This window comes from Lentzea sp. JNUCC 0626 (assembly GCF_043632865.1).
Classification (GTDB): domain Bacteria; phylum Actinomycetota; class Actinomycetes; order Mycobacteriales; family Pseudonocardiaceae; genus Lentzea.
On the sequence record NZ_CP171635.1, the window covers coordinates 5,302,594 to 5,329,442 of the forward strand.

Genomic DNA, 26,849 nt, shown 5'->3' on the forward strand with positions numbered 1-26,849 from the left:
CAATTTCCCGTGACGACATCGCACCGGATCGGCCGCTGAATTCACTCTTCCAGGGTGACCACCTGGGCCGGGCACCTGTCCACCGCGTCACGAACCCCCGGCAGCAGGTCGGCGGACGGCTCGGAGATCAGCACGAGGCCGAGCCCGTCGTCATCCGACTGATCGAACACGTCCGGTGCGGCCAGCACGCACTGCCCCGAACCGATGCACTTCGCCTGGTCTATCCGGACCGTCATCACCAGACCACCGGAATGGTCGCCGCGCCGTAGGTGATCATGTCCTCGCGGAAGTCCATCTCGTCCAGCGCGACGGCGGGCCGGATGTCCGGGAACCGGGTGAACAGCGTGCGCAGCAGGATCTGCAACTCCGCGCGGGCCAGGTTCGCGCCGAGGCACTGGTGCGGCCCGTACCCGAACCCGAGGTGCGACACCGCCTTGCGCTCCAGGTCGAGCTCGCCGGCGTGCGGGCACAGCGCGTCGTCCAGGTTGGCCTGGAACGTCACCGCGGCCCACTCGCCCGCCCGGATCGTCACGCCGTCGACCTCGACGTCCTCGGTGGCCCTGCGCGCGAGGCCGGGGTCGCCAAGCCTGCCGACGGTGTAACGCATCAACTCCTCGACGATGACGTCGGCACGACCGGGGTCGCGCTTCAGGATCGCCAGCTGGTCCGGCTTCTCGAACAGCGTGAGCGTGAACAGGCCGAAGAAGTTCGACGTCGTCTCGTGCCCCGCCGCGAGCAGGCCGATGGCGAGGAACAGCAGCTCGTCCATCTGGAAGTCGGTGTCGTTGACCATGAGGCCGATCAGGTCGTCGGTGGTGCCCGACGCCTTCTTCTCCTCCACGACCGCGAGCAGCACGCCGCCCAGTTCCTCGGCCTTCGCGTCGTACTCGGCGCGCGAGCCGTTCTTGCCGAACATCTCCTTGGCCGTGGCCTGGAACAACGCCTGGTGCTCCGGCGGCACGCCGAGCAGTTCGGCGATCACCAGCGACGGCACCGGCAGGCAGACCGACGACACCAGGTCGGCGGGCGCTCCGGCACGTTCCATCGCGTCGAGGTGCTGGTCGACGATCTCCTGGATGCGCGGGCGCATCTCGTTGAGGCGCTTGACCATGAACGCCCTGGCGAGCGGCCGGCGCAGGCGCAGGTGCGCGTCGCCGTCCATCACGTTCATGTTGCCGGGCTCCGGCAGGCCGAGGACCTGCTCGCCCTCGGTGCGCATCTCCGGCTGGCCGTCCTTGTTCGCGCTGAACCGAGGATCGGACAGCACCTTGCGCACACCGGCGTAGCTGCTGATGACCCAGGCCTCGACGCCGTTGGGCCACAACATCTTCACCGGGCCGTCGCTGATGGCCTCCTGGAAGCCCGCGGGCGCGCCCAGCGGGTGGACGCGGTTCTCGTGCGGGACGGGGCAGACAGCGGCTTCGGTCACGGGAAATCCCCCTCAACAGAACAGAACTGTTCTTTTGAATCCATGACCGAACGTAGCGCAACGACTACGCCCTGGCGAGTTATTTGGTCCGAAATGTACTGAGGAGCGGTCTCAACAGGCCGTCGACGATGCCCTCGACGACCCCGGGCTCCTCCGAACGCAGCACGAAAGTCGAGATCAGCGCGGTGATGAGCACCTCGGTGTCCAACGACACCGGCAGCTCACCCCGTGCCTTGGCCCGGTCGACGGCGACCCGCAGGTGCTCGGTGTACGCGCGGTCGACGTGCTTCTCGCGCAGGCTCGCCAGGTCGGCGTCCTGGCGGCTGCCCTCCAGCAACCCCAGGAAGATCCCGGCGGTGTCGAACGGCGGCTCGCGCCACGCCCGGATGATCTGCCGGACGTCCTCGGCGAACGCGCCCTCGTCGGGCTGCGGCAACTGCGGCAGGTTCGCCCTCAGCGCGTCGGTGATGAGCCGCGCCTTGGACGGCCAGCGCTGGTAGAGGCTCGCCTTGCTCGCGCGGGCCCGGCCGGCCACGAGGTCCATGTTGAACCTCGCGTAACCGACCTCGGCCAGCACGTCGAGGACGGCGGCGAAGACCTCCTGCAGACGCTCCGGCGCGTCCAGCGGCGTACGACCCACCCGGTTCTCCCGTCGATCAGGTGACGGGCACCGTACCGGGCGCGTCTGCGAGCTTGCCTGTCCGCTGCACCGACATCCACCGCAGCTGCGTGCCGTGCAACGCCGTGATCAGCGACTGGATCACCACGACGTACATGAGCTGCCGGTACACGACCTGTTGCAGCGGATACGCCCACAACGGCTTCAACGACTCGCCGTCGAGCCGCAGCGCGTACCCGGCACTCGCCGTCTGGATCAGCAGGAACACCGCCCACACGATGAGTCCGAGTGGTGCGTCCGCGACCAGGAACCCGTACAGCACAAGGAGGTCCATCACCGGTGCGAGCAGCGGCAGCAGCAGGTGGAACGCCAACAGGTAGAGGAGCCCGAACCGTCCCATCGGGCCCTTCTCCTTCAACGCGCCGCGGTGCTTCCACATGGCCTGGAAGGTGCCGTACGACCACCGGTACCGCTGGCGGAACAGTCCGCGCACGCTGACCGGCGCCTCCGTCCACGCCTTGGCCTCCGGCCGGTACGCCACCCGCCAGCCCGCGCGCGTGACGGCCATCGTCAGGTCGGTGTCCTCGGCGAGCGTGTCATCGCTGACGCCGCCGACGTCGGTGAGCGCGGCCCGGCGGAACGCCCCGACCGCGCCCGGCACCGTCGGGATGCACCGCAGCGCGTGCAGGATCTGCCGGTCCAGGTTGGATCCCGCGCAGTACTCCAGGTGCTGCCAGCGCCCGAGGATCCCCTGCCGGTTGCCGACCTTGGCGTTGCCGGAGACCGCGCCGACCTCGTTGTCCGCGAACGGTTGCACGAGCTGGCCGACGGTCTCCGGTTCGAAGATCGTGTCGCCGTCGACGAGCACCAGCACGTCGTGTCGCGCCGCGCGGATGCCCGCGTTCAGGGCTGCGGGCTTGCCCTGGTTCTCCTGTCGCAGCACGGTGACGCCGGGCAGGTCCAGTTCCTCGGTGATGTCCCCGGTGCCGTCGCTGGAACCGTCGTCGACGACGATCACCTCGACGTCGGCGAGGTGATTGTTCGCGGCGATGGACCTGACCGTGGCGGCGATGTTCAGCGCCTCGTTGTACGCCGGGACGACCACCGAGACCGGTGGTGCGACCCACGGCGGCGGCTCCTGCTCCCTGCGGATTCTGCGGTCGGTGTGCGCGAGACCCAACTGCATCAAGGTGCGCAGAAGCCCCAGCAGGGCGGCGATTCCGATGGCCGTGCCGAACAACACGAGCACCACACCGCCGTTGCGCTGCGACCACGCCGTGACGGCGCCGGTGAACCGTTCGCGCGCGGACGCCTGCTCCGGCACCTCGTCGCTGACGAGCACGAACCGGTAGCCGGGCTGCTTCGCGAGTTCGCGCGCGATGTCACCGCCGAGGCTGCCGTCGTCGTGCAGCCGGACGACGCCTTTCCCGTCCTGCAACGACATCCGCACCAACGTGCCGATGTCCTGGTACTCGCGGTCGCCGCTGTCGACCTCCCGTGGCGCACCGACCAGCGCGGTGTGGACGCCCAGCGCGTCGGCGAGGGCCGCCTGCGCGAGGGCGAGGTTCAGCGGGTCGCCGAGGTCGCCCTCGGTCCGGAACCCGTCGAGGCCGATCCGGTGCCCCTCCGCGACGACCCGGCGTGTGACGTCGGGATGACGCGTGACCTGGGCGCCGGTGACGTAGAAGGTGGCCTTGATCCCCGCCTCCCGCAGGCGGTCCAGGGTGCGCGGCGTCCACTTCGGGTCGGGACCGCCGTGGAACGCGAGCGCGAGCGTGCCCGCGGGCAGCTCGCGCCGTTCGCCCTCGTGCGGAACGGCTTCCGGCCGCAGCGCCGCGTAGGCGTGGAACGACACCACGCCCATCAGCACGAGCAACCCGACCAGGATGGAGATCCAGTGCAGCCGCGGCGTGCGCGTCACCAGGCTCCCAGCAACGTGCCGCCCACCACGGCGGCGAACACGATCAGTCCACTCGCGACGGTCCAGCTGACCAGTCTCGCCGCTACCCGTCTACCGCCACTTCGATCGACGAAGACCTGCATTTCCGCTTCCCCCCAGTGAAAAGTCGGACGAGCGCGACCACCAGGGCCACGCCGACCGCCGCCGCCATCCACGGGAACCCGTTCACCAGCCACGGGACCGCGTCAGCCGCGAACTCCTTGCTGCTCCCCCACGGCGCGAGCCTCTTGGTCTGCCGGTCCCACGCCGCGTTGCCCACCGCGACGGCACCGAACACGAGTGGTGGCGCCGGTGCCACCGTCCAGAGACCCACCCGTCTCACCAACGCCGAGGCCACGAGCGTGCCGCCCACGAGCCACACGCCGAAGACCCAGCCGAACTCTCCCCCGTCCACCCAGACCCCCGTCTGCGTGAACACCGCCAGCACCGCGAGCGCGGCCAGACTGGGCAGTTGAACCCCCATGACCACCTAGAATAGTTCAGGGGGTGTCTTGTTCATGCAATCACGTGGCGGCTATCACCGCACCGTCTTTCTCGTCCTCACGCGCATCGCCTGGGCGGCGCTGAGCGTGGTCGTGCTGGCCGCCTCGGCGTTCGCCTGGTCCACTGTGTCCACCATCTCCACGGGCGTCGAACGGTCGTACGCGATCGCCGACGACGCACCGCGGTCCGAGTCCGGCCGCAACATCCTGATCATGGGTTTGACCACCCGCCTGGACCTGCACGGCGAACCGCTGCCCGACGACGTGCTGCGCCGCATGCAGGCGGGCGAGAGCGACCGCGGCGGGTACAACGCGAACACTCTGATCCTGTTGCACATCCCCGTTTCCGGTCCGGCAGTGGCGATGTCGGTGCCGCGCGACAACCTCGTGGCGCTGGAGTCGGGCGGCGAGGGCAAGATCAAGGAGGCGTACGGGCGGGCCAAGATCGCCGAGGAGGACCGGCTGCGCGCCGCCGGCACGCACGACAAGCGCGAGCTCGAACGCGCCGGGCGCGAGGCCGGGCGCCGCGCCCAGGTGCGCACGGTGTCGACGTTCCTCAACCAGCCGGTCGACCACCTCGTGGAGATCTCGCTGATCGGCTTCTTCCACATCGCCGAAGGACTCGGCGGCGTGGACGTGTGTTTGAAGCGCGCGACGAAGGACCCGTTGTCCGGCGCGGACTTCCCGGCCGGGCCGCAGCACCTCGACGCGGGCCAGGCGTTGTCGTTCGTGCGGCAGCGGCACGGGCTGCCCGACGGGGACCTGGGCCGCACCCGGCGGCAGCAGGCGTTCCTGTCCGCGGTCACGAAGCGGGTGAAGGGCGCGGACGTCGGCGTGGTGCAGGCGATGATCGACATGGCGAAGCAGGACGTCGTGCTGGACGAGCGGTTCGACCTGGTGGAGTTCGCCAGGAACATCCCGACGGAGGTGCGGTTCGACACCCTGCCGATCGAGGGCGGCGCGCACCTCGGCGGCCTCGACGTGAACAAGGTCGACCGGGACAAGGTGCGGGCGAAGGTGACCGAACTGGCCTCCGCGCCGCCTCCCCCGCCGCCGGGCGACGGGATTCCGTGCGTGGACTAGGTTCGGCGGCCGCTCAGGTTCGGCGTTCGGTCACCCAGGTCGCGATCTGCGCCCGTGAGCTGAACCCGAGCTTCTGCAGGATCCGCTCCACGTGTCCCTCCGCGGTCCGGCGCGCGATCACCAGCCGGGCCGCGATCTCCTTGTTCGACATGCCCCCGGCGATCAGGTCGGCCACCTGCTGCTCCCGCCGGGTCAGCGGCGCGAGCGGTGCGGCCGGTTCCGGTGCGGCGGCCTCTTCCTCCCCGATGGCGAACGCGATGGCGTCCTCCAGTTCGAGGTCCATGCCCTTGCGGAACACGGCGCGGAACACCTCCTCGCCGAGCGCGGACACGGTCGCCGACTCGCACTCGCCGTGCGGTGCGCCGAAGTACTGCGACCCGAACATGGGGTAGCCGACCGACTGCCAGATCTCGTTGGTGGCGCCCAGCAACGTCGCCGCGCGCACCGCGTTGCGCTGCGAGGCCGCGATCCAGGCGAGCAGCTCGACCGCCAGCACGATGCCCAGCAGGTCGTGGAACGAGCGCTTGATCCGCAGGCACTCGCGGCCGAGCTGGTCGGCGCGGGCGAGGTCGCCGCTGACCCACGCGCACAACGCCAGCACCCAGATCGCGTACGCCTGCGCCCACAGTTCGCCGTGTTCCTCGCCGACGGCCTTGGCCTCGACGCACAGGCGTTCGGCGGAGGCGAAGTCACGCCGGAACGTCGCCGAGATCGCGAGTTCGATGCCGGCGAGCATGGTGTGGCTGTTGACCGTGCCCTGGCCCCGGTACAGGCGCATGGCCTCGGCGAACCCGCTGTCGGCGAGGTCGAGGTCGTCGCCGACGAGGTGCGTGCAGGCGATGCGGTGGGTCGCGTAGGCGAGCGCGGTGCCGTCACCGGCGTTGACGGCGTACTCGCGGCACTCGTCGAGCATCCGCACCGACGCGGGCAGGTCGCCCTGCAACGTCGACACGTAGCCGTTGACCCACAGCGCCTTGGCCCGCCGCGGACCGGGTTTCGCCCCGGCCACGGCCCGGTCGAGCCAGTGCCGGCCCTCGCCGAGCATGCCGCAGCCCGCCCAGTAGAACCACAGCGTGCTCGCGAGGTGCACGCAGTGGTCGCCGTCGGTGTCGAAGCAGAAGTCCAGCGCCGACCGCAGGTTCGCGTGTTCGAGGCGGGTGCGGCCGAAGATCTGCGCCTGGGCCGGGCCGAACCACTCGGCCTCGCGGCGCTCCGCCCAGTCGATGAAGTGATCCCGGTGCCGTTCCCGCATCACCTGTTCGCGACCGGCGGCGCGGAGCTTCTCCAGGCCGTACTGGCGCAGCGGTTCGAGCAGCCGGAAACGGGTGCCGGACGGGTGCTGCTCGGACACCACGACCGACTTGTCGACCAGGCCCATCAACGACCGCAGGATCTCCTCGGCCGGGACGCTCTCGCCCGCGCAGACCCGTTCGGCGGCCTCCAGGTCGAACGTGCCGGAGAACACCGACGCCCGCGCCCACAGGATCTGCTCGTCGCGGGTGCAGAGGTGGAAGCTCCAGTCGACGGCGGCGTGCAGCGTCTGGTGCCGCGGGTCGCCGCCGCGCTTGCCGTCCACGAGGACCCGGAAAGTGTTGTCCAATCTGGACAACAAGTGGTCAAGGCTCAACACGCGCAGCCGCACGGCGGCCAGTTCGATCGCCAGCGGGATGCCGCCGAGCAGCGCGCAGATCTGGCTGACCTGTTCGTGGTTGCCCGCGTCGAGGACGAATCCCGGTTCGACGGCGGCGGCCCGTTCGGCGAACAGGGCCAGCGCCGGATCGACCGGCAATGGCAGGACCTGCCACAAATGTTCGCCGTCGACACCCAGCCGTTCTCGGCTCGTAACAAGAACTCGGAGGCCGGGTACACCGCGCAGCAGGGCGTCCACCAGATCGGCGGTCGATCCGATGACGTGCTCGCAGTTGTCGAGGACCATCAGCAACTGGCGGTCGCGCAGGTGTTCCACCAGGACGGTGCGGTGCATGCGGACCGTGTCGTCGTGCACGCCCAGCTGTTCGAGGACCGTGTGCACGACGAGGGCCGGATCGAGGACTCCGCCCAGGTCGACGAACCACACCCCGTCGCGGAACGCCCGGTGCGTCTCGGCGGCCGCGCGCAACGCCAGCCGCGTCTTGCCGACCCCACCAACACCCGTAAGAGTGACAAGGCGCGACTCGGACAGCAGCCTGCGCACCTCGGCGACGTCTTGCTTGCGGCCGACGAAAGTAGTTGTGTCAGCAGGCAAATTGCCTTTCCGACCAGGGTGAAGCGAACCTCCCACAGCGGCACCCTAGGTCGGCTCGATCTCTCGCTGCAACGCGGTCCCCCGGAGGTACCAACGCCGAAACACGGGTAGTTACCCCCTAGGGCGCATGCGGTCACATCGACAGTCTTGAAAGCTTGGGGACGCGTGCCCGAGGGAGGGGTCATGGCCATCAACAGCCTCGAGGTCGACGTCCGGGAGCAGAACGGCGTGCTCGTCGTGCGGTTCAGCGGGCGGCTCGACTGGACGACGTACATGCGCGCGCAGGACGTGCTGCTCAACCACGCCACGAAGGAGCTCGTCGGCGTCGTCGTGGAGCTGGACGAGCTCGTCGCCGAGTCCCCCGCGCTGCTCGTGCTGTTCGACGTCGTGTGGCTGTCGGCGGCGCGCTGGCCGGGCATTTCGCTCAGCATCGTGGTCAGCGACCACGGGTTGCGGTCCACGCTGGAGTCGCGCGGCCTGCCCCGGCACATCCCGATGTTCCCGACGACGGCAGCGGCGGTGGGGGCCGTGGTGCGTCACAAGCACGAGGACCGGGTGGACGCGCCGTTGCCGACGTGCCGCTGCCTGCCGCACGTGGCCGAGCGGATCACCGAACGCGCCTGCGAGCGGTGGGGCGTCCAGTCGTTGCTCGACGTCGCGCCGCAGGTGGCCGTCGAGCTCGTGTCGCACGTCGAAGAAGACAACTCCCTCGCGCTGCTGTTGCGCATGCGTGGCAACCAGATGTCCGTTGCGGTGCGCACGACCGCACGGTTCGACCTCAGGCAGTGGCACATCATGAGGCACAACGTCGCGTCCATCGCCGTCTGCAACTTCACGATGGGCGAGACGCCTGCCGGAGGTGGCCGGCACATCATCTGGGCGTTGCTCGACGTGCCGGAGGACAGCCGACGGCCGCCGATCCCCGTGTCCGAGGCCGTCTACACCTATCAGGCGTGATCTTTGCAGAACCCGAACATTCGGCGGACCGTGCTCTGACCGTGAGCCGTCATCGTTCCGTGCCATGAACATTTCGCGAATCGGTGGGCTGGTGGCGGGCATGCTGATGCTGGGCGCGGGCACCGCGTCGGCACAGGAGCCGATCACGATCAGCCCCGAGAAGGTGGAGAAGATCTGCTCGCAGCGCGTGCCGCGGGTGGAAGCCAAGGTCAAGGCTCTGACCGACCGGATCAACGGCACGGCCGAGACCCTCGGCTCGAAGAAGTGGATCGAGCAGAAGGCCGCCGACGCCCGCAAGAACGGCAACACCGCGCGCGCCGACGTGCTGGACGCCCGCCTGAAGCTGCGGGACGCGCAGCTCGCGAAGCTGGCGAAGTCCGCCGAGCGCGTCGGCAAGTTCAAGACCGAGCACTGCGGGTCGAAGTGAGGTGGCTCGCCGCGGTCGTCCTGCTGTTCGCCCTGACGGCGTGCCGGGGCGAAGAGGCGCCGACGGACCTCGATGATGTGGAATCAACGCTGAACAGCATCGAGTCGGACCTCAACCAGCCGGGGTGAACGCGTGGAACGTGGCCTGGTGCTCGTCGTGGAGGACGAACCGGCGATCGCCGAGCTCGTGTCGCTCTACCTGCGACGCGACGGCTTCGGCGTGCACCTGGAGTCTTCGGGGGACGCGGCACTGGCCGCGGTCCGCACCCTCTCCCCGGTGGCCGTCGTCCTGGACGTCGGCCTGCCCGTGATGAACGGCATCGAGGTGTGCCGGGCGATGCGCGCTTCGGGCGACTGGACTCCGGTCCTGTTCGTGACCGCGCGCGACGACGAGGTGGACCGTCTGCTCGGCCTGGAGCTGGGCGCCGACGACTACATCACCAAACCTTTCAGCCCACGCGAGTTGGCGCTCCGTGTGCGCACGGTGCTGCGTCGTTCGTCCGGCGTCGTGTCCGACGTACTGCAAGTCGGTGCCGTACGACTCGACGTGGGTGAACGGCGCGCGTTCGCGGGTTCCGCAGAGGTGTCCCTGACGTCAACGGAGTTCGGATTGCTTTCATACCTGATGAAGAACCCACGTCAGGTGTTCTCGCGTGAGCAACTCCTCTCCGCCGTGTGGGGCTACTCCTCCGTCGCCGGCACACGCACCGTCGACGTCCACATAGCCCAACTGCGCGCGAAGTTCGGCGCGCTGAGTCCAATTCGGACAGTGCGCGGCGTCGGCTACTCGGCGGACGCCTCATGAACCTCGCGGGCAGAATCGCGTTGCTGTGCCTGGGAGTGGCGTTCGTGGCGGTGTCCGTGGCAGGCTACGTCTCGATCCGCCAGGTCACCACCACCTCGCAACAGGTGAGCCAGGAGTTCCTGCGCGCCCAGGCCGACGTGGTCGCAGGCCAGATCTCCAACAACCGCGTCGAACAGATCCTGGAGGGCCAGGACATCGCGATCGTCCGGATCACCGCCGAGGGCGACGTGAACGGCCCCGACCGCGCGGCCGTGCGAGCGGTCCGTTCGATCGACTACCACCGAGTCCTGTCCGGTACTGCTGTGTCCGGGGTGAGCGGCCGTCTGAACGTGGAAGCCCGTCCGTCGGGGGCGGGCGGCTTCGCCCTGGTCCAGCAGACCGAAACCAGCGGCACCTACCGCAAACTGATCCGCAACATCCTCCTGGCGCTGACCGTGGGGTTGGCCGTCGCGGCGTTGGCGGGCCTGGCCCTGGGCACCTTTCTGGCCCGCCCGCTGCGCCGAGTCGCTTCCGTCGCCCACGCCATGTCCGGTGGCCGCCGAGACCTCCGCGTCCCGCCGGTCGGCACCCACGAACTGGCCGAGGTGGGCCACGCGATGAACTCGCTGGCCGACGCCCTGCACCGCAGCGAATCCCGCCAACGCGACTTCCTGCTCTCCGTCTCCCACGAACTCCGCACGCCTCTGACCGCCGTCACGGGCTTCGCCGAGTCCCTGGCCGACGGCGTCGTCACCGGCACCCAGGTAGCCCCCGTCGGCACCGTGATCCTGGACGAGGCCCGCCACCTGGACCGCCTGGTCACCGATCTGCTGGACCTGGCCCGCCTGGGCGCCGACGACTTCAGCCTGGACATGGCCGCCGTGTCTCTGGAACCCGTCGTGCGCTCAGCCGCCGAGGTCTGGCACGCCCGCTGCAATGCGCGCGGTGTGCAGTTCTCTCTTGAGGTGTCGTCGTCTCCGGTCGTTCTGGCTGATGCACGCCGTCTGCGTCAGGTGATCGACGGCCTGCTGGAGAACGCTCTGCGCGTCACACCCGCCGGTCTGCCGGTGGTGTTGTCGTTGTCCTCCGTGTTGGAGGTGCGAGACGGCGGGCCCGGGTTGGCTGCTGACGACTACGCGGTGGCGTTCGACCGCGGGGTGCTGCACGCGCGGTACCAGGAGACGCGGCCGGTGGGGACCGGGGTGGGGCTCGCGCTGGTGCACGGGCTGGTGACGCGGATGGGCGGGACGATCGTGGCGGGGCCGGCGGCGGAGGGCGGCGCGGCCTTCACCGTGACGCTGCAGGCCGCCTGAACGACCTCGCCCGAGCCGCCTCCGCCCGAGTCAGTCCACCCGGCTCATTTCGCCTGCGGCAGCTTGACCTTCTTCTTCGACCCCGGCGACGACGGTGGCGGCACCACGGGCCCGATGTCCCCGTCCGGCGCCTCGTCCAGATCCACGATCACCGGCGCGTGATCACTAGGCCCGGTGCCCTTGCGCGCGTGCCGGTCGATCCACGCCGCCTTCGCCCGCGGCGCCACCGAGTCGGAGGCGAGGATCAGGTCGATCCGCATGCCGAGGTCGCGGTGGAACATGCCGGCGCGGTAGTCCCAGTAGCTGAAGATGCGGTCGTTGGGCCAACGCTCGCGCACCACGTCGTGGAACCCCAACGCCTCGATGGCCTGCAATGCGGCGCGTTCGGGTTCGGTGACGTGGGTCTGGCCGATGTAGGCCTCGGGGTCGAACAGGTCGGCGTCGGCGGGGGCGATGTTGATGTCGCCGCACACCAGCGCGTCGGCGGGGCCGGCCTCCAGGACGTCGCGGAGGGCGGCGAGCCATTCGAGCTTGTACTTGTAGTGGTCCGATTCGGGCTCACGGCCGTTCGGCACGTACAGCGAGTGGACGCGTACACCGCCGCAGGTGGCCGCTACGGCGCGTGCCTCGACGTGGGGGAAGCCGGGCGCACCGGCCACGCCGACCGCGACGTCTTCCAGGCCCACCTTGGACAGCAGGGCCACGCCGTTCCACTGGGTCTCGCCGAAGAGCGCGACCTCATAGCCGCGTTCCTTCAGGGCGTCACCGAGCAGCGCGGTGAAGGCGTCGTCGGCCAGCTTGGTCTCCTGCAGGCACACGACGGCGGGCTGCCGCTGGTCGAGCCACGGCAGGAGCCTCGGCACGCGCTGCTTGACTGAGTTCACGTTCCACGTCGCCACTCGCACGCCGTCAACCGTAGCCACCGGCGCTCAAGCCCGCATCGAACTCGGTGAGCGCAGGCCGCGCGCCGCTGCCGCCGCGATGATCGGCAGCAACACCAGTGACAGCAGGCCCCACTGCAGGTCGGAGGCACCGGCAATGGCGCCGACGACCGGCGAGCCGAGGCCGCCGATGCTCACCGCGAGACCGAGCGTGACCCCGCTGGCCGTGCCCATGCGGTTCGGCAGGTAGTCCTGGCCAAGAGTGACGTGCAGCGAGAACGGCACGTAGAGCGCCACGGCCGTGAGCGCCACCATCAGGTACACGGCGGGGCCTGGCACTAGTGCGACGCCCGCGACTGCAGGCACCGCCAACGCGTACGAAGCCTGCAGTACCCGGACACGTCCCCATCGGCCGGCCAGCACACCACCCAGCAACGTGCTCGCGGCACCAACCCCGAACAGCACCACCAACGCCGCCGCTCCGGCCGCCGGACCACCGCCGACCCGCTGAGTCGCCCAGATCGCCAGGAACGTGCCGAGCCCGAACGTCACCATCGAGCGCGCCACGATGATCACGGTGAGCCTGCTGAACTGCCCCCAGTCGTCCCGACCGGAACTCACCGCCGCCAACGACGACGCACCCTGCACGCCGCGCAGAGCGGCGAACGTCGCCGCGCCTCCGATCAGCGCGGGAACGGCCAGCACCGGACTCCACGCCAGCCCTCCGAACGCCAGCACCGGCGTCACCAGCACGGGCCCGAGCGCGAACCCGACGTTGCCGCCGACCGCGAACCAGCTCATGCCGACGTGGCTGTCCTGCGCGACGCGGCGCGCGAGCCGGGCCGCCTCCGGGTGGTAGGCGGCGACGCCGAGGCCGGACAGCGCGATCGCGAGCCACGTCAGCACGTACGAGTCGCTCAGCCCGGACAGCCCGACGCCCACCCCGGCGAGGATCATGCCGAGCGGCACCAGCCACGGCATCGGGCGCCGGTCGGTCAGCACCCCGAACAGTGGCTGCACCACCGACGACAACAGCGTCGCGGCGACCGTGATGCCGGCCGCCGCGAGGTAGCTGTAGCCGCGTTCGAGCACGAGGAACGGCACGACGGCGGGGACGGCGCCCTGGTACAGGTCGTCCACCGCGTGACCGGCGACGAGGACCGACATCCGCCAGCGAGAGTTGTTCACGCACTGATCGTGGCCCCGCCACGGCGTTCCCGATTCCGATAATCTGCCGATGTATGTCGAATTCTCGCCACATGCCGGCGGCGCCGACCACGAGCCGCGACCTGGCGGCCACCAGTGGCGTCACCGCGCATTGGCACGACGAGCACCAGATCGTCTACGCCAGCCGTGGCGTCGTGGCCGTGCACACGGCGACATCACGCTGGATCGCGCCCACGCACCGTGCGTTGTGGATCCCCGCAGGCGCCGTGCACTCCCATCGCGCGTACGGCGTCACACGCCTGCACTTCCTCGGACTGACGCAAAACCCGTTGAGGCTCAACGAACCCACAGCGTTAGCGGTCTCGCCTCTACTACGTGAACTCCTCATCTCCTATACAGAGCTCACCGACCGAGAAACCCCTGCGGGCAAACGAATGCGTTCGGTGCTCCTCGACCAACTGGTCACCGCGGCCGAACAACCCGTTCGCGTCCCTGCCGCCCGCGACCCGAGACTCGCGACCGTGTGCACAGCACTCGAGACCGACCCCTCGGACAACCGCGGCCTCGAAGCGCTCGGCCGCGAGGCGGGCGCGAGCGGCAGGACGTTGACGAGACTGTTCCGCGACGAGATGGGCATGACGTTCCCCCAGTGGCGCACGCAACTGCGCCTCTACCACGCCCTGCGCCTGCTCGCCGAGGGCCAGCCCGTCACCTCGGTGGCCCTGCGCTGCGGTTTCGCCAGCGCCAGCGCGTTCATCGACGTGTTCCGCCGCTCGCTGGGCCACACCCCCGGCTCGTACCTCTAGATGTGATGTCCGGGGAGGTTGGTCAGCCTGGTGATGGGCGGCTGGCCTGCGAGGGCGGAGTGAGCTCGGTGGTGATTGTAGAAGTGGATCCAGTCGGGCAGGGCGGCTCGTCGTTCGGTTTCTGACTGGTAGTGGCGTGCGTAGGCCCAGCCGTCGGCCAGGGTGCGGTGGAAGCGTTCGACTTTGCCGTTGGTCTGTGGCCGATAGGGACGTGTGCGTTTCGGGGTGATGCCGAGCTCGGTGCAGGCGTCGCGCCAGGCAAAGGAGCGGTAGGCGGAGCCGTTGTCGGACAGGACTCGTTCGACGACGACTCCGTGTTCGCGGAACCAGGCCACGGCTCGGCGCAGGACGGCGGTCGCGGTGTCGCCGCGTTCGTCGGCGTGGATCTCGGCGTAGGCGACGCGGGAGTGGTCGTCGACGACGGTGTGCAGGAAGGCTTTGCCGGTCAAGGGTTTGTAGTCCTTGCCTTTGGGCAGTCCGGGCGTGGCTCGTTTGTTGCGGTCGCCTTGTTGCCTGCCGACGAAGCGGTGGCCGCCGCCGTCGGGGATGTTGCCGAACTTGGTGACGTCGACGTGGATCAGCGAGCCTGGATGCGGGTGTTCGTAGCGGCGCAGGGGTTCGCCGGTGACGCGGTCGATGCGGGACAGGCGGTTGATCCGGCAGCGGGTCAGCACGGCGTGCACGGTCGAGGCGGCCAGTCCCAGCCGGCCGGCGATCTGGACCGGCCCAAGCCGGTGCCGCCAGCGCAGGACCACGATCTGCCGCACGACCGGCTCGGATGTCCGGTTCGGGCTGTGATGTGGTCGTGAGCTGCGGTCGAGCATCCCTGCCTGGCCCTCGTCGCGGTAACGGGCGGCCCACTTGCGGGCGGTGCGCTCCGCGACCATGAACATCTTCGCCGCGGCGGCCGCGGGCCAGTTCTGTTCCACGATCAGACGCGCGAGCCGCAGCCGTGTCCGCGGAGTCAGCGTGGCGTTAGGGTGGGACACGAAGGCCTCCGGTGTGTGAAGCGGTTCCTAGACAGCTCCACTTCACCTCCAGAGGCCTTCACCTGTCTTCACGACAGGCCATCACGTCCAGAACAACGTCCCCGGACATCACATCTAGAGCACGGAGAAGATCTCCTCAGCGCGGTCCCGCTTCGTGAACATCTGCCACGCGGTCTCGGCGATCTCGTCCGGATCCAACGTCTTGTCCGCCAACCCACCGAACTGCTCGGGCTTCGCCTCCACCAGCCGATGGATGTCGCTGCGCCCGATGACCCCGCCGATCGTGAGCGTGCCCGCGTACACATCCTTCTCGGCGAGCGCGGCGTTGAGCGTCACCGCGTAGTTGCGAATGGCCGCCGACGACAACGCCAGCGCACCGAGCACCGGCATCGGCTGCACCGAACTGAGCCCGCCCGCGAACAGCAGGCCACCCCCGCGTTCGATCAGGCCTGGCAACACCTGCTGCGTGACGTCGATCCCGGCGTAAACCGAGTCCATCGCGGCCCGCACCTCGTCCGACGTGGTAGCCGCGATCGCAGGCGGCAACACGTCCATGTTGATCGCGGCGGGCCCGTAGTACAGCACGTCCACCGGCCCCACTTCGTCCAATGTGGACGCAACCTGCTCCCGATCGAACAGGTCCACCGCGAACGCCCGAGCCTTCACCCCCGCCTCCTCGAGCGAAGCGAGAAACCCGGCATGCCGCTCACGACGACGAGAAATGAGCACGACCTCATACCCCTCGCGCCCAAACCGATGCGCCACGGACATGCCCAGCCCAGGACCGGCCCCGAGCACAACTGCGGTGGGAGACATGACTTCCGTCCTTCCGAACGCTAATTCGAGGCACCCCTCGACTTACGCTCGCCGACGCTACCACAAAACTTGAGGCCACCCTCGACTTAACCGCCGAGTAGGATCCGCCCATGGTCACCGCGTCGAAACCCCTGCGTGCGGACGCGGCACGCAACAGGGAGAAACTGCTGGCAGCAGCCACCCAGCTGTTCGCAGAACGCGGCCTGGACGTCCCCATGGAACACATCGCCCGCCACGCCGAAGTAAGCATCGGCACGCTCTACAAGCACTTCCCGACCCGCGACGACCTGGTCGCGGCGATCTTCCCCGAGCGCCTGGCCGCCCTGGACGTCATCGGCGACAAGGCCCTGGCCGACGAAGACCCGTGGCACGCGTTCACCACCTACCTCGAAGACCTCTACGGCCTGCAGGCAGAAGACCGCGGCCTCAACGACATCCTGGCCCGCGACCTGCCCAACGCCCCTGAGGTCGTCTCGGCCTGCCACCGGGGCGCGGGCCACGCCGAGGTGCTGATCATGCGCGCGATCGCGGGCGGCGCACTGCGTCCCGACTACTCGATCACCGACATGGCGACGCTGACCAGGGCGATGGCCCAGGTGATCAGGGACTCCCCCGGCGAGTGGCGCCGCTTCCTGTCGATCTACGTCGAAGGGCTGCGCGCCCCCTAGCCAGCGGGCTTCATTGCTGCATTTGGCGGATGTTTACCGAGCATTTGCTTGAAAACGTTCCAAGGTGGGTCTTGGGGACATCACCGCGAACGCGGTGCGCACGGCGTTGGCGGAGCACGACCAGCTGGGGATGGAGAAGTTCTGCGACCGGTACGGCTTCGACCGGTTCCGCAGCTACCTGATCGCCGACGGAAGTCGTCGGTACGGAACGCGGGTGATCGCCGCGGCCGCACACGGTCACCTGCCAGGCCGCGCACCTCTGTCACCTGACGACGTCGCCGACGAAGAACTGGTGAAGCAGACGCTCGAAGGTCTGGGGTTCGACCTTGTGGTCAAGCAGCCCCCGGACTGGGCACGCGAAGAACTGGTCCTGGCGTGCTCTCTGCTGTTCGCCAACAACCGGAAGGCGCACCGGGCCACCCACAAACCAGCGCAGGACCTGGCGGCGTTCCTCCAGCAACTGCCGGTCCACGCACCGCAGGACCGCGGGCGCAACTTCCGTTCGAACAACAGCGTGCAACGCAAGCTGAACGACTTGATGACCAGCCTTCCCGAGTACCCCAAGAAGAAGACCCGTGGCGGGACGCTGGACGAGCAGGTCCTGGCGGAGTTCCTCGAGGACGAACCTCGCCTGCACGAGGAGGCCGCGGCGATCCGCGAGAAGTACTCCCCGAAGGCCTGGGCGCTGTTCTCCGCCGAGGGCGAGCGCAAGTACGGGGGCAACAGCGGCTATCCGGACGTGCTCGGTTCGAGCTACGTCTACGACAACAAGGTCAGCAACTCCAAGAGGCTGGGCAAAGGCAACGTGATCGTGGTCCGCAACGACGAGGACGCTCTGGGCGTCGCCCGCGTGAGCCACATCGAGCAGCAGGACGGGGTCCCGAAAGTCCAACGAGGCTGTCCCCGCTGCGGCACGAAGTTCGACGAGCGCTCCAAGCAACGCCCGAAGTACCGCTGTCGCAAGGACAGCTGCCACTTCGAGTTCGAGCAGCCGGCCGAGAAGACCGTCGAGGTGACCCAGTACGTCGCCTACTACGGCGGCACGTGGCGGGCGCTGGACGGCGCCATCACCGCCGAGCAGGTCAAGGAGGCGTGCACCGACGGGGCCGTCCAGAACGCCATCCGTCCGCTCGACATCGGCAAGCTCGAGGACCTGCTCGCGAAGGTGCAGGTGAACGTGCCCGCCGAGCAGGACGAGTCACCCCCGGTGACGAAGGTCCAGCCCTCCCGTCGCAAGTCGCCCGACAACGCCCTTGGCGGCCGCGGCGGCACCGGAAGGATCCCCAAAGGTGGCCGACGTGAGGCCAAGACCAAGGCCCGCAACGGCCAGGGCCCGTTCCGCAGAGAGCTGATCCGACGCTACGGGCACGCGTGCGCCGTGACCGGCCGCGCTCCGGCCGAGGTGTTGCAGGCAGCACATCTCCGCGATTTCGCCGCACACGAAACCCACAACCCCGACGAGGGCGTGTTGCTGCGCGCGGACGTGCACCTGCTCTTCGACAACGAGCTTCTCGCGGTCAACCCCACCACGTGGAAGGTCGTGCTCGCGCCCTCGCTGGCCGACTACCCGGCGTACGCCGACCTGGACGGCGCGGACTTCGTCAAAGGTCCGTGCTCCAAAGCCGTCACCGACCACTTCATCGCCGTCACGTCCACGTGGAAGTGATCAGAGTGGTGGGCCAGGTCGGATTCGAACCGACAACCTGACAGATTATGAGTGTCCAAGGTCACACCTCAACGGCCCGCAACATGCAGCAACAGGCAGCAACGCATATCGATCAAGTGGCAGCTTCGGCACGGTTTGACCGCACTTCATGGACACAACCATGGACACAACACTCCACAGTGGATGATCACTTTCTGGCTTCTGCTGACGCCTAGAACCCGAAGCGTATTCGGATTCAAGTGAGAAAATTTCCGTATAGTGTCCACACTGGAAAACAACATACAGATTGGTATAACCATTCTCAATGACGCGCTATGTCGCGATGTACTACATCGCGACATGATGTAGAGTCGCCCGCCATGAACGACGTCCTGCAGCCCGTCAAGATCACTATTTCGGGGCGGGTCAGCTTCGAAGAAGAGATCTCTCTCAGCCAAGCTGCCTACATCATCGCTTACATTGGATCTTCCGACCCGACCGCTGGATCACCTCCAGTTATCCCGCACGCGGCTGCGCCCACTGCCATTACTGCGGCACCTTCGGTCAACAGCACTAAGATGATTAGCGCTCTCTCCTCCGATGCGCCGTCTAACCCCCGAGAGGCCCTGGACACATCAGGCGCCAAGACGAACGCAGAGAAGATTGTTGCGTTCGCCCTGTATATCGCCCAGGAGGGCGACAAAGACACCTTCACCCCAAACGACATTAAGCCAATGTTCAAGCGAGCGAGAGAAAGTGCGCCCCAGAACTTCGCGCGCGACTTGGCTGTGGCTATTCAGTCTGGATGGATTGTCGAGTCCGACGAGAAGAACGAGTACTATGTCGCCGCCAAAGCCTCCGCCGCGCTAGAGGTCGGGTTTGAGGGCATCCGCAAATCTCGCGGAAGCAACGGAACAAAGAAGCGTCAATCAGGCGGAAGTTCTTCACGAAACGGCAAACCGTCACGCAAGTCAATTAATACCGTTCCGGAAGTCTTCAAAGATGTCGAAACGATCGAATCCGCAATTGACGGTGTCGTCGACTATCACAAGCTGACAAAGCAGATCGACCGGTTCCTGTGGGCTGTCTATGCAGCCAAACTCCTGGGCGTCCCCTCAGTCAAGAACCAGGATATCGTTTGGCTGACCGACAAGCTTGGCGACGGAATCCCCACCGGAAACATCGCGAAGAACTACCAGCACCTCAGCAAGTCCAACTATGTCAACAAGTCGCTACAAGACGGCTCTATTCGAATTACGCCGCGAGGCGAGGAGTACCTCAAGTCATTGGAGCCGTAGTCGATGCTGCCCAAAGAAATCACCGATGCTCTCGCCAAAGCAGTCGAACCAAAGCTTGCCGAGCAGCTCATCCAAGAGTTCGTGTCCCTTGAAGAAGCTTTTCTGCTCAAACGATGGAAGTACACGGAGCTCGATGGCGGACGGTTCGCGGAAGTCGCCGCACGCATCGTCTACTCAGTAGATTCCACCAACGTCTCACTAACTAAAGGCGTGGACGATTGCCTAAAGTACGTGGACAACGACCAGGTCTCGCACAACTTTCCCGAGCGACAAGGCGCGATCCACCTCGCGAAGGTTCTCCGTTCCATCTATAAACTGCGAAGCCAGCGCGGTGCCGTGCACGTATCACCCACCTATACCGCGAACGAGATTGACTCGCGACTCATCGTGGAGTCAGCACGTTGGGTCCTGTCAGAGATTTTGCGGATATTCGTCCAATCAAATCGCGAGCAAGTGGCGGAGGCAGTCCGAAATCTCGCAAGGTTCCCTCAACCATTGATTCGAACTTACGGGGATATCCCACTACTTCAGTCCGTAACCTTCACGACGGAAGAGGAGATTCTTGCCCACCTCCTATACGCCACAGACGGACTTCCTGTCAGCGATCTAATCGCGACTATCCCTAAGGATCCATCCGGCGTCCGGAGGGCGGTAAAAAAGCTAGCAGCGGCCGCGTGCCGTCAGATCGTCCAACGCGGACAACGTTGGTTCATCACCGATCTTGGCATAAACCGAATCGAGGATCGAATCGCCAAGGAGATCACGCAGAACAGCAAGTGAAACTAAGAGTGCGGCAGATCAGCGCGCACCGCTACACTTCACTCCGTGACGGAGTACCCAGAAGAACTAAGGTGGAAAGTTCACGGCGAGCGAGCCGTCTACGACGATCGTTGGGTAAAAGTTAATCTTGTAGACGTCGAACCTCCCGATGGAAGCCGATTTGAGCATCACGTTGTAAAGCTCGATCACGTTGCCGTGGCGATGCTTGTGAACGACCGCGACGAGGTACTCACCTTGTGGCGCTATCGGTTCGCGGTCGATCAGTGGGGCTACGAGTTGATTGGCGGGCTCGTCGAGCTAGGCGAAGAACCTGCGGCCACCGCCGCACGCGAAGCCATAGAAGAGACAGGCTGGCGCCCCGTTGGCGAGCCTGAACACATCGGCACATTCCAACCACTGCCGGGCATCATTGATGCACCTGTAGATGCCTACCTCTGGCGCGAGGCGGAGAAGGTGGGCGAACCTACTGACGGTGAAGAAGCTGCGCGGATCGAGTGGATTCCGGTTAACCGCGTCCTGGACCTCGTTCGGCGCGGCGAAGTGCTCGGCTCCGGCGCAATCATCCCCCTCCTCTACTACCTAGCCTCACGCAACACCGGGACCTCGGGAACTCGGTAGCTCCAGGTTCGCGAGACGCTGCCGCTGACGGTCCGACCCGATGCGCTTGGCGAGCTGACGCGCGGTCTGCGCGTGCTGCACTGCTCCCTTGCTGTCGCCAGCGGCGGCGTACGCGAACGCCAGATCCACATAGGTATTCGTCAGACCGCGCACCGCCGACCACTCCGGGTTGGCGAGATCCCGCACGGAAGCTTCGAGCTGAACGATCGCGTCGGGGTCCCCTAGGCGGAGAAGGGCGTTGCCGCGCCAACGCGTGAGCTGACCTTCGTTGAGCAGAAGGAACGGCATCGCCGGATCAACGGGATTCGTTGGCAGCAAAGAACTTGCAACGTCGAAGGCTCGGAACGACTCGTCACGACGGCCGGCTGCTGCCAGCCCTTCACCGTGTGCAGCGGCGAGCCAGCTTCGCAGCAGCGACGGCGCTCGGCTCTCCGCGACGTAACGCGCGTACTCCAGCAACTCGACCGCTGCATCAGCCTCACCGATGTCGAGCAGGATCACGGCTTGCTGTGCTGCCGCGTGCGCCAGCAGATACGGCGAATCGGCCTCTCTCGCAGAGACTTTCGCGTCCTCGTGGTACTGCCACGCCTGGAGTTGCGAGCCCCTGTCTAGCGCTGTCCACCCTGCCAACGTCCGCGCATCGGTGAGGATCGTGGCCAAGCGCTGCCGTAGGTGCGAACTGACGCTGAAGACCCGAACGGACTCGATCTGACTCACGAGGCTGTTGAGTTGGTCGAGCACTACGACCGCGCCGAAGCGACGGTCTGAGCTGCGTAGGTCGCTAACCTGTCGCTGGAACAGATCGAGCGTCGCTGTGTCGATGTTCCGCGCGACGACCAGGCGGTCTCGAAGCTCCTCAGCGGACTGGTTGAGGGCTTCCGGCGGGAAGCCAAGCTCCTCGTTGGAGCGGCCGTAGATCTCCCGGAACAGGCGGCGGTAGCCGGGTTCGGTCACCTCTACGTGGCCGTTCTCCCAGCGCGAGATCATGATGTGCAGCGCCGACTGCGACGCCACGCCCACACAGATCTGAGGACCGCGCGTCAAGAAGTACCTGACGACGTGCTCCTGGGTGTAGCCCAGCTCTTCTCGTACCGCCTGCAGCCGTGTGCGCGGCGGTTCTCCCCGTTTTCTTCTTGTCACGCTCCCCCGTTCCCCAACGGTCGTGACCTGCGTACTTAACTCCTCCTAACACGCGGTCTGCTAACCGCGAGCAATTATTTCGACCCCCTTCTCGGCGGTCTGCTGTTCCCATGACAGCAACACCGCAACTTATTCAGGAATTCCGGCTAGTCCTTTTGACGGCTCCCATCGTCGATACGGCTAGCCAGCGTTCCGACCTGAGCCCTGAGACCCCGGAGCTCACGAATGATGGTTTGCAGGAGCGGGACCAGAGGGTCGTCCGCGGCCGTGGCCTGGGCGTCCGCTTCGGGCGGCGTTTTCCCTTGCAGCACAGCGGTCAGGTGCTGCGGGTGCCAGTCGAGCGCGATCGACAGCGCTTCGAGGGTGCGCGGGTTTCGCCGGCGCTGAATTCGGCCCTGCTGCATCTCGCGAACGATCGCGTGGGATACGCCGGATCTCTCGGCGATCTCCTTTTGCTTCAAAGCCAGCTCTGCCGCTCGGGCATTAATTGCCTCCGCGACCGCCGACCAGTCCTCCGCCACGTGCGCCTCCGTGCTCCGCCTCAGCGCCGACATTAGCGCGGCATGCAGGCAGGAAACGGACTTAGCGCAGACATTAGCGGAGAATCGGTAGTTATTGACGCCAATGTCAGCGCCTTCGCCGAAGAAATCAGTCTTCTGAAGGGCTTACATCCAATGACATCGAACAGTACGGCGGGCGACCGCTCGCCGATCTTCTACACGGTGACAGAGGCCGCGCGGATCTTGCGCGTCGACGCGGCCACCATCTACCGAGCGATCAGGGAGGACGCGTTTCCCGCTGTGCGGGTGCGCACCCGGTACGTGGTTCCCGCGCGGGCGGTTGAAGAGCTGGCGCGGCAGGCAGCGGAGTCCAGCGGCGTTGTCGACGTCGCGCAGATGGCAGCAGACCGCCGCAACGCCCGTGACTTCGAGCGGGCGACCGGGGGTGCGTGGTGAACCCGGAGAACTACTACGAGGTGGTGGCGGCCGAGCTCGACCGCTACGCAAAAGTGCCGGACGAGGTCCTGCTGGAGATCGTGACGCGGGACGGTGCGTGCATGTGGTTGTGGGCTGACGAGGACGGCCCCGAGTGGGAAGACGAGGAGATCACCGACAGGGAGGCTGCCGCGCGGCTCTGTGCGGAATGCCCGGTCCGGGGCGTGTGCTTGGAGCTGGAGTTGCGCACTGCCGGTGAGGACACCGTGGGCGTGTGGGGTGGTCTGTCGCAGGACGACCGCCGCGAGGTGTTCCGGGTGTGGCGTGCTCGCCGTGAAGGCGGTGGGGCGTCATGACGGTCAACCTGACTCCGACGCAGATCCTTGCGGCTGTTGGTGTGGTCGCAGTGCTGGTGTGGGTCTGGCGGGCGAGTGCCCGCCGGGCGAAGGCGACGGCGAACGCGGCGCGTGCTGGTGCTCGGTTGCTGTCGCTGACCGGGCGGGTACTGCTGATGGCCGGGGCGATTGTGGGTGTGCAGTGGGTGGTGATCACGCACCGGGGCGACGTCGTGGTGTTGCTCGTGGTGCTGGGTCTGCCCGCGTTGTTCGCGGCGTACACGCTGACGAAAGCTCTGACCATCACTACGCACGACGGTCCGCGTGGCCGGGGTGATCGGCGATGAGGACGCTGGAGAGGGTTTGGGAAGGGGTGGCCGCCTTCGGGCGGCCACCCGCCCCGGCGGCCGTGAGGCTGGCCGTAGATGCTGCGGAGGCTGCCGAGCTGCGCGCGTACGCGACGCACCCGGACGTCATCGCGTTGCGCGTCGAGCGGGTGCGCGCTCAGGTGGACCGGTTGTGCTGGTCGGGAATCGTGCTCGGTCTCGGGTTCACGATGACCAACGTGCAGTCGTTCGCGGCAGCGGGCACGGCGGTGTGGTCGCTGCCGTGGCTGGCGGCGTGGCTGCTCGACCCGACGGTGTCGCTGGTGCTGCTGGCAATCCTGCGCGCGGAGCAGGTGACCGCGCGGTACCGGGTGCGGACAGGGCCGTGGACCAGGCGAGCGAAGTGGTTCACGCTCGCAGCTACGTACGTCATGAACACGTGGCATTCGTGGGCAGCCGGTTCAGTGTCCGGAGTCGTCTTGCACTCCGTGCCACCGCTGGTCGTGTTCGTCGCCGCAGAGGCCGTCACGGATCTCCGCGACAAGCTCACGGAAGCAGCGTCGACTGCGTTCACGGAGGCGTCCGAGCATGCGAGACCGGTCACCGCGGAATTGGCCCCGAAGGTCACGCGTGCACCTGTGAAACCCAGGCATCGCAACAAGAAATCGGCTCGGGTGTCGTTCGACGAGTACCTATCAGCTGCGCGTGAAGCGTGGTCACCTGGTGTCGTGGTGAGTCCCGCTTGGGCACGTGGTGTCACGGGTTGCTCTCGCGGATTGTCGTCCCGGCTGGCGGCAACACTGGCGGCCGAAGTGGACGGCGGTGACAGCGATGACTGACCAGCATTCGCCGGCGTCGGATGCCGACCTCCCAGTCCGGCAGGTGTTCGAGGGCGAGTTCGTGAACGCCACGCAGCCCCAGATGCGTCCGTCGCGATGGCAGCGGTTCATGAACACGTGGGGGCGTTCACCGCGCGTGCCGCTGTGGGCAAAGGATCGCGTTCACGCCGCACAGGCAGCGAAGGATCTGGCCGTCATGGTGCTGCGTTCACCGTTCCGGTTCCTCGGGGCGGTGGCGCGCGGTCTGGTGGTCGCCGTGCGGTGGTGGCGGTCGTGGGTGACGGTGCGGGACTACCGCGAGGCTGCCGAGCAGTCGGAGAAGCTTGCCGACAAGTTCACCGACATCCGCGCACTGACGCTGTTCCGGTGGAAGGTCACCGGAGCCGTGACCGCCACGGTGCCGACCTTGGGCCTGGTCGGCTGGCTGCTCTACGGGTCTCGGGCGCTGTGGGTCGCCGGGACGGTCGCGGCGGTGGCACTGGCGGTGCTCGGCCGCCGCAAGGACGGCAGCCCCGGCAGGCGTGCGGTGCTCGCCGGGCCGCGAACGCTGACGTGGACGATGGATCCTCAGGTGCTCGTGGACGCGTTCCGGGACGCGAAACTCATCGGGAAGGACGAGACGCTGCGCCTGGTGCACCGCGCAACCCGCGAAGGTGAAGGGTGGGCGGTCACTGTCGATCTGCCCGCCACACGCAAGGCGGTCGACATCGTGAAGAACCGCGACGCACTGGCATCCGCGCTCGCTGTGGACGAGATCCAACTCAGCGTTGAACGGGTCCGGGGCAACGGCGGTCATGCCGGAAGGGTGGCGTTGTGGGTCGCCGATGAGGACCCCTACAGCGCCCCACCGATCCGCACGCCGCTGCTGGCGGTCGAGAGGTGGGACGTGTGGCGGCCGGTGCCGTTCGGTACCGACGCACGCGGACGCAGGATCGACCTGCCGATGGTGTGGACGTCGATGCTGATCGGCGCAATCCCCAGGCAGGGCAAGACAATGGCCGAACGGCTAGCAGCCGCGGGCTTGATCTTGGACCCGCACGTGCGGGTCTACGTCGCGGACTTCAAGAACGGGAAGGACTGGAAGGCCGCCGAACAAGTTGCGCACCGGTTCATGGCAGGCGACGACTCCGAGTACGTGCTGAGGTTCGTGGACTGGCTCGTGGAACTGGTCGCTGATGTGCAGGCCCGTTACCGAAGGATGCAGGACCTCGACGACCTCACCTGCCCGGAATCGAAGGTCACGCCGACGATGTCCCGAGACGTCGCGCTCGGGATGCCGATCACCGCGCTGATCGTGGACGAGGTCCAGATCCCGTTGGAAGACAGGACACCCGTGGAGGTCCAGGGCAAGAAACTCACGGCTGGCGAATACGTCGGGGAACTGTTGATGTGGCTGGCGAAGAAGGCCCCGGCGGCCGGGGTGATCCTGGTGCTGGCGACCCAGCGGCCGGACGGCAAGACGATCCCGTCCGGGTTGCGGGCCGTGCTCGGGTCGCGGTTCGCACTGAGAGTGATGGACTGGCGAGACAGCAACATCATCCTCGGGGAACAGATGAACACCCGAGGTTACGACTCAAGCCGCCTGCTGCCCTCTCACAAGGGCGTCGGCATCCTGCGCCCGGACGGCGAAACCCAGGCAGGGACGGATGTGCTGGCGCTGACGGTGCGCACGTTCTATATGCCCAACGAGGACTGGCGCGAGATCTGCGCGCAAGGTCGTGCACTACGCGAACAGGAAGGAACGCTCAGCGGCCACGCCGCAGGACAGGACGCACCGCCGGTGCTCGACCAGGCCGCTGTGGCAAAGGCCATCGGGAGTGCGCCAACAGCAACCAGAGCGGAACACACGGAAGAGACCGGGTTGCCTGAACCGCTGGCATCGGTCGTGGACTACCTCGCTGACGACCTCGACACCGGCGGCCGAGGCTTCGTACCCACCGCTGAACTCGTGGCGGTGCTTGGCATGGAGTCCACCGCGTTCGGGCTCGACATGGCCAAGTACGGATGCAGCCCGAAGCGTGACCGGGTGCCCACAGACGACGGAGTGCGGCAGGTACGGGGCTATGTCGTCGCGGATATCCGCGCGGCAGCAGAACGTCTCCGCGACGCAGCGGTGATCGACCTGGAGATGATCGACAATGGTGACCGATGACCCGTCACAACCCGTCCCCCGCGCCCGTCACCCCGTCACACGCCCTGTGACGGGCCGAGAACAGGCGACTAGCAGCGGAAACAAGCCGCCGTGACAGGTGTGACGGGCGCCGGTCAACCCGTCACAAGCGCACTAAGAGGGCGGTGTGCCGTGTCC

At 67.1% G+C, this 26,849-nt stretch carries 29 protein-coding genes and 1 tRNA gene; 17 read left to right on the forward strand and 13 right to left on the reverse strand.

The annotated features are described in order from the left end of the window. Positions 1 to 41: 41 nt before the first annotated feature. From JNUCC0626_RS23620 to JNUCC0626_RS23640, 5 genes are all read right to left on the reverse strand, one after another. The gene (locus tag JNUCC0626_RS23620) at positions 42 to 236 is read right to left on the reverse strand and encodes a ferredoxin (protein WP_394612950.1); all 195 of its coding nucleotides are present in this window, start codon (positions 234 to 236) and stop codon (positions 42 to 44) included. Further along, positions 236 to 1,429, reverse strand: a complete 1,194-nt coding sequence (locus JNUCC0626_RS23625; protein ID WP_394612951.1) for a cytochrome P450 — start codon at positions 1,427 to 1,429, stop codon at positions 236 to 238. Before JNUCC0626_RS23625 ends, JNUCC0626_RS23620 begins: the two co-directional genes overlap by 1 nt. A 79-nt stretch (positions 1,430 to 1,508) precedes the next feature. After that, entirely contained in the window at positions 1,509 to 2,069 is a 561-nt protein-coding gene (locus JNUCC0626_RS23630; RefSeq protein WP_394612952.1) for a TetR/AcrR family transcriptional regulator, read from the reverse strand. A gap of 16 nt (positions 2,070 to 2,085) precedes the next feature. Then, entirely contained in the window at positions 2,086 to 3,969 is a 1,884-nt protein-coding gene (locus JNUCC0626_RS23635; RefSeq protein ID WP_394612953.1) for a bifunctional polysaccharide deacetylase/glycosyltransferase family 2 protein, read from the reverse strand. An 82-nt stretch (positions 3,970 to 4,051) separates the two neighbouring features. Then, the gene (locus JNUCC0626_RS23640; RefSeq protein WP_394612954.1) at positions 4,052 to 4,471 is read right to left on the reverse strand and encodes a DUF6542 domain-containing protein; all 420 of its coding nucleotides are present in this window, start codon (positions 4,469 to 4,471) and stop codon (positions 4,052 to 4,054) included. Between the two features lie 34 nt (positions 4,472 to 4,505). Between JNUCC0626_RS23640 and JNUCC0626_RS23645 the strand changes: the two genes are divergently transcribed. Continuing rightward, positions 4,506 to 5,573, forward strand: a complete 1,068-nt coding sequence (locus JNUCC0626_RS23645) for an LCP family protein (protein ID WP_394612955.1) — start codon at positions 4,506 to 4,508, stop codon at positions 5,571 to 5,573. A 13-nt stretch (positions 5,574 to 5,586) separates the two neighbouring features. Here JNUCC0626_RS23645 and JNUCC0626_RS23650 read toward each other — a convergent pair whose 3' ends face one another. Beyond that, positions 5,587 to 7,818: an ATP-binding protein gene (locus tag JNUCC0626_RS23650; RefSeq protein ID WP_394612956.1), complete on the reverse strand. Its 2,232-nt coding sequence runs from the start codon at positions 7,816 to 7,818 to the stop codon at positions 5,587 to 5,589. A gap of 183 nt (positions 7,819 to 8,001) precedes the next feature. Between JNUCC0626_RS23650 and JNUCC0626_RS23655 the strand changes: the two genes are divergently transcribed. The 5 genes from JNUCC0626_RS23655 to JNUCC0626_RS23675 all read left to right on the forward strand — a co-directional run bounded on the left by JNUCC0626_RS23655 (position 8,002) and on the right by JNUCC0626_RS23675 (position 11,298). Next, on the forward strand, positions 8,002 to 8,775 hold the full coding sequence (locus tag JNUCC0626_RS23655) for an STAS domain-containing protein (protein WP_394612957.1): 774 nt from the start codon (positions 8,002 to 8,004) through the stop codon (positions 8,773 to 8,775). A gap of 64 nt (positions 8,776 to 8,839) precedes the next feature. Beyond that, on the forward strand, positions 8,840 to 9,202 hold the full coding sequence (locus JNUCC0626_RS23660) for a hypothetical protein (RefSeq protein ID WP_394612958.1): 363 nt from the start codon (positions 8,840 to 8,842) through the stop codon (positions 9,200 to 9,202). Continuing rightward, positions 9,199 to 9,330: a hypothetical protein gene (locus JNUCC0626_RS23665; protein ID WP_285645227.1), complete on the forward strand. Its 132-nt coding sequence runs from the start codon at positions 9,199 to 9,201 to the stop codon at positions 9,328 to 9,330. Before JNUCC0626_RS23660 ends, JNUCC0626_RS23665 begins: the two co-directional genes overlap by 4 nt. Positions 9,331 to 9,334: 4 nt before the next feature. Beyond that, positions 9,335 to 10,006: a response regulator transcription factor gene (locus JNUCC0626_RS23670; RefSeq protein WP_394612959.1), complete on the forward strand. Its 672-nt coding sequence runs from the start codon at positions 9,335 to 9,337 to the stop codon at positions 10,004 to 10,006. Next, complete coding sequence (locus JNUCC0626_RS23675; RefSeq protein ID WP_394612960.1) at positions 10,003 to 11,298, forward strand: HAMP domain-containing sensor histidine kinase; 1,296 nt, start codon at positions 10,003 to 10,005, stop codon at positions 11,296 to 11,298. Before JNUCC0626_RS23670 ends, JNUCC0626_RS23675 begins: the two co-directional genes overlap by 4 nt. 44 nt (positions 11,299 to 11,342) lie before the next feature. Here JNUCC0626_RS23675 and JNUCC0626_RS23680 read toward each other — a convergent pair whose 3' ends face one another. Both JNUCC0626_RS23680 and JNUCC0626_RS23685 read right to left on the reverse strand, forming a co-directional pair. After that, positions 11,343 to 12,203 (reverse strand): exodeoxyribonuclease III, encoded by an 861-nt coding sequence (locus JNUCC0626_RS23680; protein ID WP_394612961.1) that lies wholly within the window; start codon positions 12,201 to 12,203, stop codon positions 11,343 to 11,345. 24 nt (positions 12,204 to 12,227) lie between these two features. Next, entirely contained in the window at positions 12,228 to 13,367 is a 1,140-nt protein-coding gene (locus tag JNUCC0626_RS23685; RefSeq protein WP_394612962.1) for an MFS transporter, read from the reverse strand. Between the two features lie 53 nt (positions 13,368 to 13,420). Between JNUCC0626_RS23685 and JNUCC0626_RS23690 the strand changes: the two genes are divergently transcribed. Beyond that, on the forward strand, positions 13,421 to 14,152 hold the full coding sequence (locus JNUCC0626_RS23690; RefSeq protein WP_394612963.1) for a helix-turn-helix domain-containing protein: 732 nt from the start codon (positions 13,421 to 13,423) through the stop codon (positions 14,150 to 14,152). On the opposite strand, the gene JNUCC0626_RS23695 is transcribed toward JNUCC0626_RS23690, so the two are convergent. Continuing rightward, on the reverse strand, positions 14,149 to 15,141 hold the full coding sequence (locus tag JNUCC0626_RS23695) for an IS481 family transposase (RefSeq protein ID WP_394612964.1): 993 nt from the start codon (positions 15,139 to 15,141) through the stop codon (positions 14,149 to 14,151). The genes JNUCC0626_RS23690 and JNUCC0626_RS23695 overlap by 4 nt on opposite strands. A gap of 114 nt (positions 15,142 to 15,255) precedes the next feature. Further along, positions 15,256 to 15,957, reverse strand: coding sequence for an SDR family NAD(P)-dependent oxidoreductase (locus JNUCC0626_RS23700; RefSeq protein WP_394612965.1), 702 nt, complete (start codon positions 15,955 to 15,957; stop codon positions 15,256 to 15,258). 110 nt (positions 15,958 to 16,067) lie between these two features. Between JNUCC0626_RS23700 and JNUCC0626_RS23705 the strand changes: the two genes are divergently transcribed. Both JNUCC0626_RS23705 and JNUCC0626_RS23710 read left to right on the forward strand, forming a co-directional pair. Next, the gene (locus JNUCC0626_RS23705; protein ID WP_394612966.1) at positions 16,068 to 16,625 is read left to right on the forward strand and encodes a TetR/AcrR family transcriptional regulator; all 558 of its coding nucleotides are present in this window, start codon (positions 16,068 to 16,070) and stop codon (positions 16,623 to 16,625) included. 64 nt (positions 16,626 to 16,689) lie between these two features. Further along, entirely contained in the window at positions 16,690 to 18,291 is a 1,602-nt protein-coding gene (locus JNUCC0626_RS23710) for an HNH endonuclease (RefSeq protein WP_394612968.1), read from the forward strand. 6 nt (positions 18,292 to 18,297) lie between these two features. Here the strand turns inward: JNUCC0626_RS23710 and JNUCC0626_RS23715 are convergent. Continuing rightward, positions 18,298 to 18,369, reverse strand: a tRNA-Met gene (locus JNUCC0626_RS23715). 281 nt (positions 18,370 to 18,650) lie between these two features. Between JNUCC0626_RS23715 and JNUCC0626_RS23720 the strand changes: the two genes are divergently transcribed. From JNUCC0626_RS23720 to JNUCC0626_RS23730, 3 genes are read left to right on the forward strand one after another with little or no spacing between them, the layout of a single operon-like run. Continuing rightward, complete coding sequence (locus JNUCC0626_RS23720; RefSeq protein ID WP_394612969.1) at positions 18,651 to 19,568, forward strand: hypothetical protein; 918 nt, start codon at positions 18,651 to 18,653, stop codon at positions 19,566 to 19,568. Between the two features lie 3 nt (positions 19,569 to 19,571). Beyond that, complete coding sequence (locus JNUCC0626_RS23725) at positions 19,572 to 20,348, forward strand: hypothetical protein (protein ID WP_394612970.1); 777 nt, start codon at positions 19,572 to 19,574, stop codon at positions 20,346 to 20,348. A 45-nt stretch (positions 20,349 to 20,393) separates the two neighbouring features. Further along, complete coding sequence (locus JNUCC0626_RS23730; RefSeq protein WP_394612971.1) at positions 20,394 to 20,966, forward strand: NUDIX hydrolase; 573 nt, start codon at positions 20,394 to 20,396, stop codon at positions 20,964 to 20,966. On the opposite strand, the gene JNUCC0626_RS23735 is transcribed toward JNUCC0626_RS23730, so the two are convergent. Beyond that, positions 20,934 to 21,980: a tetratricopeptide repeat protein gene (locus tag JNUCC0626_RS23735; protein ID WP_394612972.1), complete on the reverse strand. Its 1,047-nt coding sequence runs from the start codon at positions 21,978 to 21,980 to the stop codon at positions 20,934 to 20,936. The genes JNUCC0626_RS23730 and JNUCC0626_RS23735 overlap by 33 nt on opposite strands. Positions 21,981 to 22,252: 272 nt before the next feature. Beyond that, positions 22,253 to 22,627, reverse strand: coding sequence for a helix-turn-helix domain-containing protein (locus JNUCC0626_RS23740; protein WP_394612973.1), 375 nt, complete (start codon positions 22,625 to 22,627; stop codon positions 22,253 to 22,255). Between the two features lie 153 nt (positions 22,628 to 22,780). On the opposite strand from JNUCC0626_RS23740, the gene JNUCC0626_RS23745 reads away from it, so the two are divergent. Genes JNUCC0626_RS23745 through JNUCC0626_RS23765 form a run of 5 tightly spaced genes read left to right on the forward strand, consistent with a single transcriptional unit; the run spans position 22,781 to position 26,693 of the window. Continuing rightward, entirely contained in the window at positions 22,781 to 23,062 is a 282-nt protein-coding gene (locus JNUCC0626_RS23745) for a helix-turn-helix domain-containing protein (RefSeq protein ID WP_394612974.1), read from the forward strand. Then, positions 23,059 to 23,397: a WhiB family transcriptional regulator gene (locus tag JNUCC0626_RS23750; RefSeq protein ID WP_394612975.1), complete on the forward strand. Its 339-nt coding sequence runs from the start codon at positions 23,059 to 23,061 to the stop codon at positions 23,395 to 23,397. Before JNUCC0626_RS23745 ends, JNUCC0626_RS23750 begins: the two co-directional genes overlap by 4 nt. Further along, positions 23,394 to 23,723 (forward strand): hypothetical protein, encoded by a 330-nt coding sequence (locus tag JNUCC0626_RS23755; RefSeq protein ID WP_394612976.1) that lies wholly within the window; start codon positions 23,394 to 23,396, stop codon positions 23,721 to 23,723. Before JNUCC0626_RS23750 ends, JNUCC0626_RS23755 begins: the two co-directional genes overlap by 4 nt. Continuing rightward, positions 23,720 to 24,541: a hypothetical protein gene (locus JNUCC0626_RS23760; RefSeq protein WP_394612977.1), complete on the forward strand. Its 822-nt coding sequence runs from the start codon at positions 23,720 to 23,722 to the stop codon at positions 24,539 to 24,541. Before JNUCC0626_RS23755 ends, JNUCC0626_RS23760 begins: the two co-directional genes overlap by 4 nt. Next, positions 24,534 to 26,693 carry an FtsK/SpoIIIE domain-containing protein gene (locus JNUCC0626_RS23765; RefSeq protein ID WP_394612978.1) on the forward strand — a complete coding sequence of 720 codons (2,160 nt, stop codon included), beginning with the start codon at positions 24,534 to 24,536 and terminating at the stop codon, positions 26,691 to 26,693. Before JNUCC0626_RS23760 ends, JNUCC0626_RS23765 begins: the two co-directional genes overlap by 8 nt. Positions 26,694 to 26,849: the final 156 nt, after the last annotated feature.